The sequence below is a fragment of the Amycolatopsis sp. CA-161197 genome (assembly GCF_050942255.1).
Lineage (GTDB): Bacteria > Actinomycetota > Actinomycetes > Mycobacteriales > Pseudonocardiaceae > Amycolatopsis.
The window spans coordinates 540561-554169 of sequence record NZ_CP192059.1; the positions used below are offsets into that span (position 1 = coordinate 540561).

Genomic DNA, 13609 nt, shown 5'->3' on the forward strand with positions numbered 1-13609 from the left:
GCGCTGCGCGGCGGCGCGAGTGGACCTTTCGTGCGGTGGGCCGCCCGCGGCGGGACCGTTCGCGCGCGCCGGTGAGTGTGTGAACGGTCCGTTCGCGCGGCTATGGCGGGGCGAGTGGACCGCTTGCGCGCTGGTGAGTGAGCGAGTGGGCCGCTCGCCCTGTGTCGGAACCGCGACCGGACCGTTCGCCCGGCCGCGATGTCGCGAGTGGACCTCTCGCGGGGTGGTGTGGGGTGCGAGTGGACCTTTCGCGCCGTGATGTGGGTGCGAGTGGACCTGTCGTGCTGCGGGGCGGTCGCGGCGGGACCGTTCGCGTACCGGTGGGTGTGCGAGTGGACCTGTCGTGCGGTGGGGCGGTCGCGAAGTGACCCTTCGCGTGCCGGTGAATGGTGCGAGGGGACCGTTCGGACCGAGCCCCGGCATGCGAGCGGACCGCGGACGCCGCGACCGGCGGCCGCACCCGTCGCCAAGCGGGCTTGACTCTGACACCGTGTGAGACCCGAACGTAGGTGGTGTCATGTTCAGCATCGGAGAGTTCGCCAAGGTCGGCCGCGTGTCCGTGCGGATGTTGCGGCACTACGACGCGCTCGGGCTGCTGAGGCCGGCGCGGGTGGATCCGCACAGTGGGTATCGCTACTACGCGGCGGACCAGCTCGCGCGGCTCAACCGCATCCTGGCGTTGAGCGATCTCGGGATCGGGCTCAAGCAGGTCGCCGAGGTGCTCGACGAGCGGCCCAGCGCGGAGCAGCTGCGCGGGATGCTCAGGTTGCGCCGTGGGGAGCTGGCGGAGCGGGTTGCGGCGGAGACGGCGCGGCTGGCGCGCGTGGAGGCGAGGCTCCGGTTGATCGAAGTGGAGGACACCATGTCCGAAGTGGACGTTGTGGTGAAGCCGGTCGAGGGTGCTCGTGTGGTGGCCGTCGGGGGGATTGCCGAGTCGTTCGAGTACGACGACATCGGGCCTGTCGTCGGCGGGCTGTGCGCGAGTCTCGCCGAGCGGATGGAGCGTGCGGGCCTGAAGTTCGCCGGGCCGGCCATCGCTTGGTACGAGCCGGCTGACGATCGGGTGCACGTGCAGGCCTGCGCGCCCTACGTCGGGTCGCCGGAGGGCGCCGCGCTGGACGAGGTGGAGCTGCCGGCCCTCGCCCACGCCGCGACGCTCGTCCACCGCGGCACGATGGCCACCATCGCCGAGTCGTACCAGGCCCTCGCGCGCTGGATCGACGACAACGGCTACCGCGCCGAACCGGGCCACGCCCGCGAGGTCTACCTGCACACCGACGGCGACGAGACGGGCTGGGTGACCGAGCTGCAGATCCCGGTCTCGGCCGCCTGACGAACAAGGCTGGGCCGGCAAACCCGGCCCAGTCCGCGCGGCTGAATCGCCACGGTTGCGGCCGGTAATGCGGCCGTGTCGAGGGCGACCGGGGCCAACGCAGCCCGGACAGTGGGCGATCCGGCCGCGCCGAAGTCGCCGACCTGCCAGGCCCTCGCGACCCGGCAACCACCGGCCAGGTCCAGTCTCCTGCCGATCCAGGCCGTGATCCGCCCAACCTCGACCAACCGACAAGTCGACCCCATCCCCAAACCCCAACCCCAACCCCAACCCATCGTCAACCCAAGGTTGACGACACCGAATCGTCAACCTACAGTTGACGACATGACCTACCCAGTGAAGCTCGACGACCTCATCAGCGCCATCAAGGCGAACAACGACAAGGACGCCCTCGCGCAGCTGTCCGACGCGGTCTACCTGGGCGAGCACCTCGGGGAGCTCGCCGATCACCTCATCGGGCACTTCGTGGACCAGGCGAGGCGCAGTGGCGCGTCGTGGACGGAAATCGGGACGAGCATGGGCGTGTCGAAGCAGGCGGCCCAGAAGAGGTTCGTGCCGAAGGTCGACCCGGGGGGTGATCCGGGCGGGATGATCGAGCGGCTCTACGGCCGCTACACCGATCGCGCGCGGCACGTCGTCGTGGCGGCGCAGGAGGCGGCGAAGGACGCGAAGAGCCCGGGCATCGACACCGTGCACCTGGTGCTCGGGCTGCTCACCGAACCGGCCGCCCTGGCCGCCGGGATCCTGGTGTTCCAGGGCGCCAGCCTGGACGCCGTGAAGGAAGCGGCGGAGGCGCGGTTGCCCGAGCCCGTCGACCCCGTGCCGGACCCGATGCCGTTCACCGCGGCGGGCAAGAAGACGCTCGAGCTGACCCTGCGCGAAGGCCTGCGCCTTGGCCACAACTACATCGGCACCGAGCACATCCTGCTGGCGATCCTGGAGCAGGGCGAAGGTGCCGGCTACGAGGTGCTCGCCGGGCTGGGCGTCAAGAAGGAGCTGGCGGAGGCGAAGATCCGCGAAGCCCTGGCCGAGATCCTGGCGGCGCGAGGGCAGTGAGGTACGTGGTGCTGGCAGTCGTCGTCGCTTTGCTTCTGGTGGCGGCGACCGCCTGACCCCTAGGCTGGCCGGCATGGCCGACCGGTTCATGGAGGAATTCCGCCGGGCGTTCGAAGACGCCCAGGGCGACGGCCCTCCCGCCATCCAGAGCTTTGAAATCGTCGAAGACAACGACGAAACCCTCGCCGCCGAAGCCGGCCGCCTGCTGGAGCCGATCGTGCAACAGCTCGCGGTGCTCGGTCCCCAAGGCTGGGAGTGGTTCTCCGCCGAGTTCTCCTTCACCGTCTCCGCGGAAATCGCACTCCTGCGGTTCTTCGCCGGCAACCAGCACCAGGACGTCTACGTCCCCGAGCCCATCACCGCGATGCTGCGCAACCAGCGCCACGTCGCCGCGCAGATGTCCGCCGGTCCGTGGTGGCGGCTGATCCTGAGCGTGCTCAACAGCGGCCAGCTCAGCGTCAACTACGACTACGGCGACGAACCCTTCCCACCCCACCAGCTCCTGCCGCCGCAGCACTACCGCGACGACCTCAACACCTACCGCCGGCCGCAGATCCCGCCTTGGCTCGCCGAGTACACGCGATGAAAAAGGGACCCCCACCAACCCGGGTGGGGGTCCCTTCACCAAACGATCAAGCACCGACCTCGTCACGGGAATCCGTGGCCCACAGGGTGTGGAACGAACCCTCGCGGTCGACGCGCCGGTAGGTGTGCGCACCGAAGAAGTCACGCTGACCCTGCACCAACGCGGCCGGCAGCCGGTCGGCGCGCAGGCCGTCGTAGTACGCCAGCGCGGTGGAGAAGCCCGGCGTCGGGATGCCCAGCCGCACCGCCGTGGAGATGACCGAACGCCACGAGTCCTGCGCGTCCTCGACGGCCTTGCGGAACGCGCCCGCGGTCAGCAGCGTCGGGAGAGCCGGGTCCTCGGCGTAGGCCGCGGTGATGTCGTTCAGGAACTTCGCGCGGATGATGCAGCCCCCGCGCCAGATCGACGCGACGGCGCCCAGGTCGATGTCCCAGCCGTACTCCGTGGCGCCGGCCTGGATCTGGTTGAAGCCCTGCGCGTACGCGACGACCTTCGACGCGTACAGCGCCTGCTCGACGTCGTCGGCGAAGGTCTCCAGCGCGGCACCCTTCAGCGGCGTCCGCGCCGGCCCCGCCAGCCCGCGGGCGGCCGCGCGAAGCGGCTTCGAGCCCGAAAGCGAACGCGCGAACACGGCCTCGGCGATGCCACTGATCGGCACGCCCAGGTCGAGCCCGATCTGCACGGTCCAGCGGCCCGTGCCCTTCTGCTCCGCCGCGTCCTCGACGATGTCGACGAACGGCTTGCCCGAACCGTCGACGTGCTTGAGCACCTCGGCGGTGATCTCGATCAGGTACGACTCGAGCCGGCCGGTGTTCCACGTCGAGAACACGTCGGCGGCCTCTGCGGGCGAGTAGCCGGCGGCGCCGCGCAGCAGGTCGAACGACTCCGCGATCAGCTGCATGTCGGCGTACTCGATGCCGTTGTGGACCATCTTCACGAAGTGGCCCGCGCCGTCCGCGCCGATGTGCGTGCAGCACGGCGCGCCGTCGACCTTGGCCGAGATGTCCTCGAACAGCGGGCCCAGCGACTCGTACGACTCCTTCGACCCGCCCGGCATGATGCTGGGGCCGTTGAGCGCGCCCTCTTCACCACCGGACACGCCCGTGCCGACGAAGTGCAGCCCACGCTCGCGCAGCGCGGCCTCGCGCCGGCGGGTGTCCGCGAAGTGCGCGTTGCCGGCGTCGACGATCACGTCGCCCGGCTCCAGCAGCGGCGCGAACTCCTCGATCACGGCGTCGGTGGGCCCACCGGCCTGCACCATGATCACGATCTGCCGCGGCCGCTCCAGCGCGTCGACGAACTCCTGCGCGGAGTACGCCGGGATGAAGTCGCCCTCGTCGCCGAACTGCTCGACGAGCGTGCGCGTCCGCGCCTCGGAGCGGTTGTGCAGGGCGACCGTGTGCCCGTGCCGGGCCAGGTTCCGCGCCAGGTTGCGGCCCATGACCGCCAGGCCGGTGACCCCGATGCTCGCCTTCTTGCTCATCCGAACCCTTTCCGAAGTCTCTGCCGGAGTCCGAGCGTAGTCCGGTTCGCGCTCACGCGAACCTGCGAGAACACTCACGGGGGTCCGGGGGAATGAATCACTGGCGGCCCGGTGACCGGGACCACTTCTGTCGTGTGCCGGGCCTCAGGAGAAACAGCGGATGGGCGCGCCGTTGTACGCGACCATGTCGGTGATCGCCGCGACGAGGTCGATCGGCGCGCCCCACTCGGCGCCGTCCAGTTCGGCATACGCGCGGTGCAGGTTGCCGGCCAGCCGTTCCTGTTCGGACAAGTCCGAAAAGGTCCCGAGGTCGGTCTCTTTCGCCAGCTGCAGCGGCGAAAGCCCCGCCGCCTTGCCGCGTTCGGCCGTGTCCTGGACGAACTTCAGGTACGCGTCGACGACGTCCACCGTCTCCAGTCCACACGGGCCGCCGTGGCCGGGCAGGATCAGCGCGGGTTCCAGCTCGCGGATCACGTCGAGGGCGGCGCGCCAGCCGGCGACCGAGCCCATCAGCGCGAACGGGCTGCCGCCGTTGAAAACCAGGTCACCCGCGAACAGCACGCGCTGCTCGGGCAGCCAGGCGAGCACGTCGTTGGTGGTGTGGGCGGCGTGGCCGGGGTGCCGGAGCTCGATCGCGGTGTCGCCCGCGTGGACGGTGAGCCGGTCGTCGAACACGACCTCGGGCGCGCGCAGCAGCAGGTGGCCCCAGTCGTTGCCGACGAGCACACCGTCGTAGGTTTCGATGCCGGCGGCGAGCATCGCGTCGCGCGTCTTGCGCTGGCCGATGATCGTCGCACCGCCGACGAGGTAGTTGCCGTTGGTGTGGTCGGAGTGGTGGTGGGTGTTCACGAGCGTGGTGACCGGTCCCGTCGTGTCTTCCACGGCGGCCAGCAGGGCGCGCGTGCGCCGCTCGGTGGCGCACGTGTCGATGAGCACGGTGTGGTCACCCGCGGACACGAAGCCGCAGTTGTTGATGAACCAGGAACCATCGGGCTGCACGTAGCCGAAGACGCCGTCTGCGAGGCGCTCGACCTTCGCGGCGCCGGGGGAGCGATCGATCACGTCCGCCACTATGCCGCAGAACCGAACGGCGCAGAACCGGCCCCGGTAGTCCGGATGGAGCAGCGACGGTGTCCGAAAGGCGCTATATGGCCTGGTCCAGGCGAGTGACACCCGGGGTGACTGGCTTTTCGGATCATTTCCTGGAACGCTGCGCGGTGTCATCATCGAACCCCGTTGGGTAAAGGCACTAACCTGGGTGGTTCGAACGTTCGCGCGTCGGCAGTGGTCGAGAGACCGCTCCGGCGGTTAGTGGTCCGGGAGAGCAAGGCTGATGGCGAGCACCGTCACCTCGCGCCGGAAGCAGCTCGGCAACGAGCTCCGGCATGCTCGAAACGCCGCGCGGATGACACAGCAGCAGGTCGCCGAAGTTCTCGGCTGCACCCAGGGCAAGGTCAACAAGATCGAGTCCGGAGCAGTGGGGGTCAAGCTCGGAGATGTGCGATCGATGCTGAACGCGTTCGGGATCAACGGCGAAGAAGCCGACACCCTGATGAACCTGGCCCGCGCCGCCGCCGGGCAGCGCGGTCACTGGTCGGGCTACCGCTCGGTGGTGCCGCACTGGTTCCGCACCTTCACCGACCTGGAGCCGGCCGCGGCGGAGATCCTCACCTGGCACGGTGAGCGCATCCCGGGCCCGCTGCAGTCCGAGCACTACATGCTCAAGCAGTTCACCGAGGCGGGCGCGACCGACGTCACGTCGCTCGTGCGCAACCGGCTCGACCGCAAGGCCGTGTTCGATCAGCAGCAGCCGCCGTACTACCGGTTCATCGTGAGCGAGGGCGCGCTGCGCCGCGCTCCCGGCGGGACGGCGCCGGCCGTGATGCTGGACCAGGTCGAGCACATGCTGGCGCTCGACCGCTACCCCCGCGTGTACGTGCACGTGCTGCCTTTCGGCGCGAAGCTCGCCGCGGTGCCCAACGACTTCACGATCATGCGCTTCCCCGACCGCACGCGGGACTTCGTCTACATCGAACACTCCGCGGGCGGGCTCTACCTCGACGACGTCAAGGACTTCAACATCTTCGTCGACTCGTGGGACCGGCTGCGCGGTGCGGCACTGGAGCGCGGCGAGACGCGCCAGTTCCTCAAGGAGCTCGCCGAGGGCTACCGGGCGCAGATGTCGCAGTGATTTCCAGCAGTGGCACGGTTTCTTCCGCGCCGGGCTGGCCGTTGATCTCCTCCTGCACGCGCTGAGCCGCCTCGCGCCACCGCGGTTCGGTGAGCAGCCGCGCGGCCGCGTCGTGGATTTCGTCCGGTGTCGCGGTTTCCGGGTCCAGCGCGATGCCGGTGCCGAGCCGGGTGGTCTGGCGGGCGTTGCCGGGCTGATCGGCGCCCATGGCGAACACGAGCGACGGCAGGCCGTGCGCCAGCGCGCCCAGCAGGCTGCCCGATCCGCCGTGCGACACCACCAGGTCGATCGACGGCAGCAGCTCGGCCTGGGGCACGAACCGTTCCACGCGGACGTGCGCGGGTAGCGGCCCGAAGACGGCCGGGTCGAGCTGGGTGCCGACGGTGGTGGTCACGTCCGCGGTCAGCCGCGCGAGCCCCGCCAGCGTGCGTTCGAAGAGGTCGCCGGACGCGGTGTTGAAGTCCGTGCCGAGGGTGAAGTACACGCCGGGCGGCTCGTGCGGCGGCCGCGGCGGGATCGGGTCGCCCTGGCGGAAGGAGAACGCACCGGGCGGCAACGGCGAGGCCGGGTCACGGACTGACGGCGGGAACGGCGAGAGCACGAGCTGCCCCTCCAGCATCGTCAGCTGGGGGTCCGTCGGCAGGCCGTGCTCGGCGCGCAGCTCGTGCAGCGGTTCGGCCACGAGCTCCTTGCGCAGCAACGTTCCCGCGGCCAGCACGAGAACGTTCACGCACGGCACGCCCAACTGTTCGGCGGCGATCGCGGCGCCGAAGTCGACCTCGTCGCGGATCACGACGTCGGGCCGCCAGTCGCGGATGATCTCCAGCAGCTTCCCCGCACGTTCGCGGCCGGCACGGCGCGCGAAGAGCTCCTGGATCTCCCAGTCGTCACGCGCCGGGTCGACCGGCGGCAGCGGCTCGCGCGTCGACGCGGTCTGAGCGCGCGGTGCGCTCGTGGCCAGGGCTGTGAACCCCGCGCGCTCGATCGGCGGCACGTGACTGCCCGCCCCGGCCACGGCGACGGTGTGCCCCCGCGCCGCGGCGGCCTGCGCGACGGGTGCCATCGGATCGAAGTGGCCCCGGCCGCCGACGAAGGTGAAGAGGAAGCGCATTCCCGGCAAAGTACTGGTTGACGACGGGGCCGGTCTCTCCGTTTTCCTGGGCTTTCGACGCCGGGCCCCCGATCGGGTGTCACTCGATCGGGGGTCGGCTGCGGGACGCGCCGGGAGATCGGCAGACTGGTCCGCACCAGCACACCGCGGGTCGGAAAGGGACAGCTGATGACACAGGTACCGGATCCCGAAGCCCCGGAGGGCATCGACCTCGATCGGCCCAACGCGGCCCGCATCTACGACTGGTTCCTCGGCGGCACGGCCAACTGGGCGATCGACCGCGAGTTCGGCGAACGCGCGGTACAGACCTTCCCCATGATCAAGACCATCGCGAAGTCCGGGCGCGAGCTGCTCGGCCGCACCGTGCGCTACATGGCGCGCAACGGCATCGACCAGTACCTCGACCTCGGCTCCGGGGTGCCGACGGCCGGCAACGTGCACGAGATCGCCACATCGGTGAACCCTGACGCGCGCTGCGTGTACGTGGACAACGAGCCCGTGGCGGTCGCCCACTCGCAGATCCTGCTGGAGCGTGAGGGCGTCGCCGACCGGCACGCGGTGCTGCACGGCGACCTGCGGAACCCGGGTGACATCTGGCCGCGTGCGCTCGACACCGGTGTGCTGGACCCGAAGCGCCCGATCGGGTTGATCATGTCCGGCGTCCTGTACTTCATCGGCCGTGACGAGGGAGCGCACGAGATGGTGCGCAAGTACCTCTCGCTGGTGCCGTCGAGCTCGTTCTTCATGGCCTCGCACATCACGCTCGACGGGGTGCCGGAGTCGGACGGAGACAGCCGCGAGTCGATCCACGAGCAGTACAAGCAGTCGAGCACCCCGATCCACTTCCGCTCGCGCGCGGAGTTCGCGGAGTTCTTCGACGGCCTGGAGCTCGTGGACCCCGGGGTGGTCTGGGTTTCGGAGTGGCGGCCGGAGGAAGGCGAGTCGCGCAACAGCGACCGCATGGCCGCCGACCCGTCGTTCAGCGGCGGAATCTGCGCCGTCGGACGGAAGCCGTAACGACGAAAGCGCGCCCCGGGAGGGTGGCCCGGGGCGCGCTGGTTCGGTGGTCTGTGTCGCGCTTACGCGCGGGACGGGCCCAGCCCGTGGACGAGCGGCGCGAGGTCGACGCGCGCCTCGAGCGGCCGCGTGGCGCGGACCAGGTCCGGCTGGCGCGGGGCGGGCACGTCGAGGTCGGTGTCCCAGGTGACCGGGCTGCGCAGCGGCGCCTGGATCAGGCTGAAGCCGAAGCGACTGCGCAGCTCGTGGTTGATCCCACGCCGGCCGTGAGTGTGTTCATCCTCACGACGGAAGAGCGTGGTGAGCCGGACGGCCATGAGATCACACCCCCAGTTCCGATTGCGGTGACCGGGGCAGATCCGCTCCGGCCAGACCGAGACAGCTTTCGCACGGCATACCCACGCCCGGCGCCAGCCACTCGATGTGGGTCCGGGGAAACGACTCCCCGCACCGCGCGAGCACCTCTGCGGAAGAACCCGCTGCGTCCACCTCGAACACGTGCACGACGCGGCGGGATTCGCCGACCCTGCCGGGCGCGAGCCTGCCCGTCATGAGCACGTTCGCCGTCATGCTGTCCTGGATGATCACGCGGTCCCTCCCCCCGAGGTCGGTGCCGGTTCGTGGACTCCGCTGGTGGGCTGGGCCGAATGCAGCAAGCCATTCACCCACCACTGGCGCCCCGATCGATGCGATTAATCCTACTCCTGGAATAATCTTCATGTCGAGATCGGGCCGAGTTGATCACCCGCTTGGCCCTGCGGTTTGCTCCGTAGTGACAGAAAGAAGCCGGGGACGTGTGTGGCGACCGCACGCCCTGCAGGAGGCTCGGAGGTACGACCCATGACGGATTATCCGTCGCTCCAGGATTACGACCCGGACACGGCCGAGGGGCTGTTCGAGGACGCTGCCTGGGAGAAGTCGTTCGCCAGTGAGCCGAACGGCGGCAGCTGCGTCGAGGTCAACCTGGGCCGTTCCGACCTCGTCGGCGTACGCGACACCAAGCTCGCGTCCAGTCCGGTCTTCGTGTTCGACCGGGGCGAGTGGGAGGCCTTCCTGGTCGCGGTGAAGGCCGGGCAGTTCGACCTGCCGCCGGACGCTTGACGCGCGGTTCGCGATTCACGCGGGAACCCGCGTGCGGGCCTTGCCGTGAGGCTTTCACCAACTGTCACTCGAACGAGTGATTGGTGCTGACCCTGGGTGGTCGTGCGGCGCAAAGCACCCCAATGTGGCGTTCGGTGCACTCAGCGCACCCAATGCGGCGTTCGGTGCGTTGAACGCAACCAACGCCACATTGGGGTGCGCTGAGCTGTGGATCAGGCGGCGGCCGGCACCCCGCCGCCGCGCAGCCGGCCGCGCGTGCGACGCCAGGCGATGACCACGAGCACCACCAGCCCGATCAACGGCAGGCTGCTGATCGCCCAGCTCAACCCCATCGGCGGTCCCGGCTGTGACAGCACCGGCAGGCTCTTCAGCTCACCGCTGCCCTGACCCTGGGGGCCGTTGATCGTGAAGCGGAACGCCCACGTGCCCTCCGTCGGCAGAGCGCGGATGTCCAGACCCCAGACGTCGCGCTTGCGCGGGTGGCGCGCCAGCGGCTGCGGGCGTTGGAACGCGGCGGCCGAGGGGTTGTGCATGGCGAGCGTGCCGGTTTTGGTGCCGATGCCGCCGTCGGGGATGAACGTGAAGTCCAGCGACCGCATGGCGCGCAGCGGCCACGTCGAGAAGCCCACGGTGAGGCCGTACGGCCCCGCCTGCACGCGTTCGGTGTGGACGATGTTCACTGGCTCGTACGCGTTGGCCGGCAGGGCGGTGGCGAGCAGCAGGCCGATGACCGCGCCCAGCGCCAGCAGTGTCTTACGCATGGGTCTTCACCTCCGAAGCCGGGGCGAGCAGGCGGAGCATGCCGCCGAAGCGCCAGCCCGCGAAGCCGCCCGCCAAACCGAGCGCGCCGGCGGCGAGGCCGGTCGCGAGAACCGCCGTGAGGTCACCGACGTGACCGGAGTAGACCAATCCGCGCTGCACCAGCAGGGTCGCACTGACCAGGACCCCGGCCAGCCCGCCCGCGAGCACGGACACGCGGCCCAGCTGCCACCCCCGCCGTCGCGCGATCAGCAAGTAGCCCTCGACCAACGCGGCCACCGGCAGGAGCGCCATCGGCATCAGCGCGGGCATGTCCGGCACGCCGCTCACGTAGTCGCGCACCGGCAGCCCGACGAGATCGGCGTACGCGCGCGCAGCCCACGGTGAGAACCACCAGAAGACGGCCTGGATCACGGCCAGGATCGCCGCTGTCGCCACGGCGCCGCCCGGCCGGCGCAGGAACCCGGCGCCGGCGAACACGAGCAGCACGGACAACAGCGTGGAGCCGACCGACGTCGCCTCCACCGGGTCGAGGTCCACCTGCTGCAGCCCCAGTGCCGTCACCGCGCTGAACGCGATCAACACGGCCAGCGAGCCGAACACCCCGATCCGGCCCCAGCGCTGCTCCCGCGCGGCCGCGAAGACCATCGTGGTGCCGATGATCGACAGCGTCACCGAGAGCAGCAGCCCGATGTGCGGCGGCGAGTCGATCACGGCGTCGAAGCCGTACAGCCCGTGCCACCACTGGTCCCACAGCCCGTAGAGCAGGAACAACGCGGCGCCGACGCCGGAGGTGAGGTAGCCCGCCGGCGCGGCGAACGTCCGGCCGAACACGCCGATCGCGCGGCCGCCGATGCGCGGGTCCACCGGCCGCCCGGCGCGTTGCGCGGCCGTGGTCAGCAGCACGACGGCCAGGCTCGCCAGCCCGACGATCGCGCTGCCCGAGTACAGGAACAGGTGCGGCAGGGTGAAGAACGTGTCCGGGCCGACGTCGTCGTGCCACTGCACGTCCCACGTGAGCCCGACCATCGAGATCACCGACCCCGCGAGCACTGTGCACGCGGGCGCCAGCCCCGGCCTTCTCGTCGCGGAGACCACCCGGGCCCCCGACGCGGTGAGATCCATCCCCAGCCCCCTTCTCACTGGTTGACCAACACGGGAAACACGACCTGGCCGGCACCCGCCGGCCCACGCAGGGAGACCGTGATCTCCCACTGGCCCGCCATCGGCAGGCCGACGTCGGCGGCGCGGAAGTGCCCCGGGCCGTCGGCGGTCGCCGGCACGGGTGTGATGGCGTGGCCCATCTGCGGCATCACCGGCTCCACCGTCACGCCGTCCACGGCGGGACCGGTCACCGCGAACGCGAACGTGTTGCTGCCGACGCGTGGCGCGTCCGCGGACAGTTGCACGGTGTAGGGCCCGGTCGTCGACTTGAGCACGGTGGGACCGCTCGGCCCGCCGCCGAACAGCAGCCAACCGGCGATCACCGCGGCCACCACCACGACGACGCTGATCAGCACCACCGGACGTTTCGTTTTCATTGGCCCCCTCCGGGAATGGCCGGCACGTCGAGCACCACCGGCACGGTCAGCACGAACCAGCCGCGTTCGGCCTGCAGCCACAGCCGGTAGCGGCCGGGCGCGGGGAAGGTGTACGTGAAGGGCACGTCGGGCCCGTACGCGGCGACGGTTTCGTCCGGCACGCCGGTGAGGCCCGGGACGTACGGCGGCATCGCGTGTGCGTGGGCCCACGTCGGTGCGGTGGCGGCCGCGGCGCCGACGTCGGTGTCCGACGGCAGCGGCCCGACGACGATCAGGTGGCCCAGCATGCCCAGCCACGGCTGGAGGTCGCCGGAGGGGAAGTGCGCGGTGACGGTGACCGGGGTGCCGGCTTGCACAGCCGTGGTGGTGACGTCGACGGGCACTCCGTCGACGACGCGTTTTCCTGGTCCGGCGGGGACTTCGGCGGGGTTGCCGGTTGTGCTCTTTGCGTCCACAGTGGACCGCGCGAGCTGAACGCCGCCGCCGCGCCGTTCGAGTTCCGCGGCCACCGCGTAGCTTCCGGCTTCCGGCGCGGTGAAGTCGACGCGGTACTCGCCGGGCGCCACCCGCACCGGGTGCAGGTGCCACAACCGGCCGGAGGGGGAGACGACGATGAGGTGGACCAAGGCGTCGTCGTGGATCACGAGGTCGTCGGCGGGCCGGCCGGTGGACCCGTCGGTGAAGCGGAGATCGAGATATTTTCCTTGCGTGCCAACGGTCAGGTTCACCGGTGGCCGTGAGTAGTCCGTGACGGGCAGGCGTGACAGCGCGTACGGGTCGGTGACGTTGTCGACGGTCGCGTCCAGCTGCGCGCCCGGCGCGGGCGGCGGGGGAGTGCTCGTCGACAGCAGCGCGCCGGTGACCGCGACGGCCAGCGCCGCGACCATCCCGCCCGCCGGCAGCAGGGCGTAGGCGGTGCGGCGTGACCGCACGGCCACGACCAGGGCGAGGAGCAGAAACGCCCCTGCCGCAACGAAACCGCCGTACGCCGCCTTCTCCCAGGGCGGCACCACGCGCGCCGGGACGACGAACGGGATGGTCGCGGTGGTCGTCCCGTCGTTCAGCCGCAGTTCCCATGGCCCGGCGTGGTCGACGCCGACCGTGCCGGGGTAGAGCCCGGGCGTCGCGCCGAGCGCGACGTCGCCGCGGGAGAACACGACGCCGTCGGCGGCCGCCGCGAGGTGCAGTGGGCCGGGCGCGGTGCCCGCGTGTGTGGCGATGTCGACGTGCAGGTCGCCCGGTGTCACGTCGATCCGGCGGATGATCACGGTGAGCTCGCGCGAGCCGAGGGTCTGCGCCACCTGGATGTCTGCGCCGACCGGTGCCCCGTCGGCGCGCGCGGTGCCGCCGCCGAGCGCGATCCCCAGCGCGCACAGCACCAGCAGCAGCGCCGTTGTCTTTGTGGTCCCCATCACGGCAAAAGGTATCGAG

At 70.5% G+C, this 13609-nt stretch carries 15 protein-coding genes; 6 read left to right on the forward strand and 9 right to left on the reverse strand.

Going from position 1 to position 13609, the window contains the following annotated elements; genetic code table 11:
- Window positions 1–517: 517 nt before the first annotated feature.
- The 3 genes from ACQPXB_RS02675 to ACQPXB_RS02685 all read left to right on the forward strand — a co-directional run bounded on the left by ACQPXB_RS02675 (window position 518) and on the right by ACQPXB_RS02685 (window position 2975).
- On the forward strand, window positions 518–1333 hold the full coding sequence (locus tag ACQPXB_RS02675) for a MerR family transcriptional regulator (RefSeq protein ID WP_366577685.1): 816 nt from the start codon (window positions 518–520) through the stop codon (window positions 1331–1333).
- Window positions 1334–1657: 324 nt separating this feature from the next.
- Window positions 1658–2389, forward strand: a complete 732-nt coding sequence (locus ACQPXB_RS02680) for a Clp protease N-terminal domain-containing protein (protein WP_432849302.1) — start codon at window positions 1658–1660, stop codon at window positions 2387–2389.
- Window positions 2390–2462: 73 nt separating this feature from the next.
- Window positions 2463–2975 carry a hypothetical protein gene (locus ACQPXB_RS02685; protein ID WP_432849303.1) on the forward strand — a complete coding sequence of 171 codons (513 nt, stop codon included), beginning with the start codon at window positions 2463–2465 and terminating at the stop codon, window positions 2973–2975.
- Between the two features lie 46 nt (window positions 2976–3021).
- Here ACQPXB_RS02685 and gndA read toward each other — a convergent pair whose 3' ends face one another.
- On the reverse strand, window positions 3022–4458 hold the full coding sequence (gndA, locus tag ACQPXB_RS02690; protein ID WP_366577691.1) for an NADP-dependent phosphogluconate dehydrogenase: 1437 nt from the start codon (window positions 4456–4458) through the stop codon (window positions 3022–3024).
- Between the two features lie 144 nt (window positions 4459–4602).
- Window positions 4603–5520 (reverse strand): MBL fold metallo-hydrolase, encoded by a 918-nt coding sequence (locus ACQPXB_RS02695; RefSeq protein ID WP_432849304.1) that lies wholly within the window; start codon window positions 5518–5520, stop codon window positions 4603–4605.
- 271 nt (window positions 5521–5791) lie between these two features.
- Between ACQPXB_RS02695 and ACQPXB_RS02700 the strand changes: the two genes are divergently transcribed.
- Window positions 5792–6649, forward strand: a complete 858-nt coding sequence (locus tag ACQPXB_RS02700) for a helix-turn-helix domain-containing protein (RefSeq protein ID WP_364044700.1) — start codon at window positions 5792–5794, stop codon at window positions 6647–6649.
- Here ACQPXB_RS02700 and ACQPXB_RS02705 read toward each other — a convergent pair.
- Window positions 6606–7760 (reverse strand): glycosyltransferase, encoded by a 1155-nt coding sequence (locus ACQPXB_RS02705; RefSeq protein ID WP_432849305.1) that lies wholly within the window; start codon window positions 7758–7760, stop codon window positions 6606–6608. The genes ACQPXB_RS02700 and ACQPXB_RS02705 overlap by 44 nt on opposite strands.
- Window positions 7761–7928: 168 nt before the next feature.
- On the opposite strand from ACQPXB_RS02705, the gene ACQPXB_RS02710 reads away from it, so the two are divergent.
- Window positions 7929–8777: an SAM-dependent methyltransferase gene (locus ACQPXB_RS02710; RefSeq protein ID WP_432849306.1), complete on the forward strand. Its 849-nt coding sequence runs from the start codon at window positions 7929–7931 to the stop codon at window positions 8775–8777.
- 62 nt (window positions 8778–8839) lie between these two features.
- Here the strand turns inward: ACQPXB_RS02710 and ACQPXB_RS02715 are convergent, their stop codons facing one another.
- Window positions 8840–9094 carry a hypothetical protein gene (locus ACQPXB_RS02715; protein ID WP_285970871.1) on the reverse strand — a complete coding sequence of 85 codons (255 nt, stop codon included), beginning with the start codon at window positions 9092–9094 and terminating at the stop codon, window positions 8840–8842.
- A 4-nt stretch (window positions 9095–9098) separates the two neighbouring features.
- Window positions 9099–9365, reverse strand: coding sequence for a hypothetical protein (locus ACQPXB_RS02720; protein WP_432849307.1), 267 nt, complete (start codon window positions 9363–9365; stop codon window positions 9099–9101).
- A 252-nt stretch (window positions 9366–9617) separates the two neighbouring features.
- Between ACQPXB_RS02720 and ACQPXB_RS02725 the strand changes: the two genes are divergently transcribed.
- On the forward strand, window positions 9618–9878 hold the full coding sequence (locus ACQPXB_RS02725) for a DUF397 domain-containing protein (RefSeq protein WP_366577701.1): 261 nt from the start codon (window positions 9618–9620) through the stop codon (window positions 9876–9878).
- Window positions 9879–10090: 212 nt separating this feature from the next.
- Here the strand turns inward: ACQPXB_RS02725 and ACQPXB_RS02730 are convergent, their stop codons facing one another.
- Genes ACQPXB_RS02730 through ACQPXB_RS02745 form a run of 4 tightly spaced genes read right to left on the reverse strand, consistent with a single transcriptional unit; the run spans window position 10091 to window position 13590 of the window.
- Complete coding sequence (locus ACQPXB_RS02730; protein ID WP_432849308.1) at window positions 10091–10639, reverse strand: hypothetical protein; 549 nt, start codon at window positions 10637–10639, stop codon at window positions 10091–10093.
- Window positions 10632–11762 (reverse strand): hypothetical protein, encoded by a 1131-nt coding sequence (locus ACQPXB_RS02735; RefSeq protein WP_432849309.1) that lies wholly within the window; start codon window positions 11760–11762, stop codon window positions 10632–10634. Before ACQPXB_RS02735 ends, ACQPXB_RS02730 begins: the two co-directional genes overlap by 8 nt.
- Before the next feature lie 14 nt (window positions 11763–11776).
- Entirely contained in the window at window positions 11777–12178 is a 402-nt protein-coding gene (locus tag ACQPXB_RS02740) for a FixH family protein (RefSeq protein ID WP_432849310.1), read from the reverse strand.
- Window positions 12175–13590: a hypothetical protein gene (locus ACQPXB_RS02745; protein WP_432849311.1), complete on the reverse strand. Its 1416-nt coding sequence runs from the start codon at window positions 13588–13590 to the stop codon at window positions 12175–12177. The genes ACQPXB_RS02740 and ACQPXB_RS02745 overlap by 4 nt, the downstream gene beginning before the upstream one ends.
- Window positions 13591–13609: the final 19 nt, after the last annotated feature.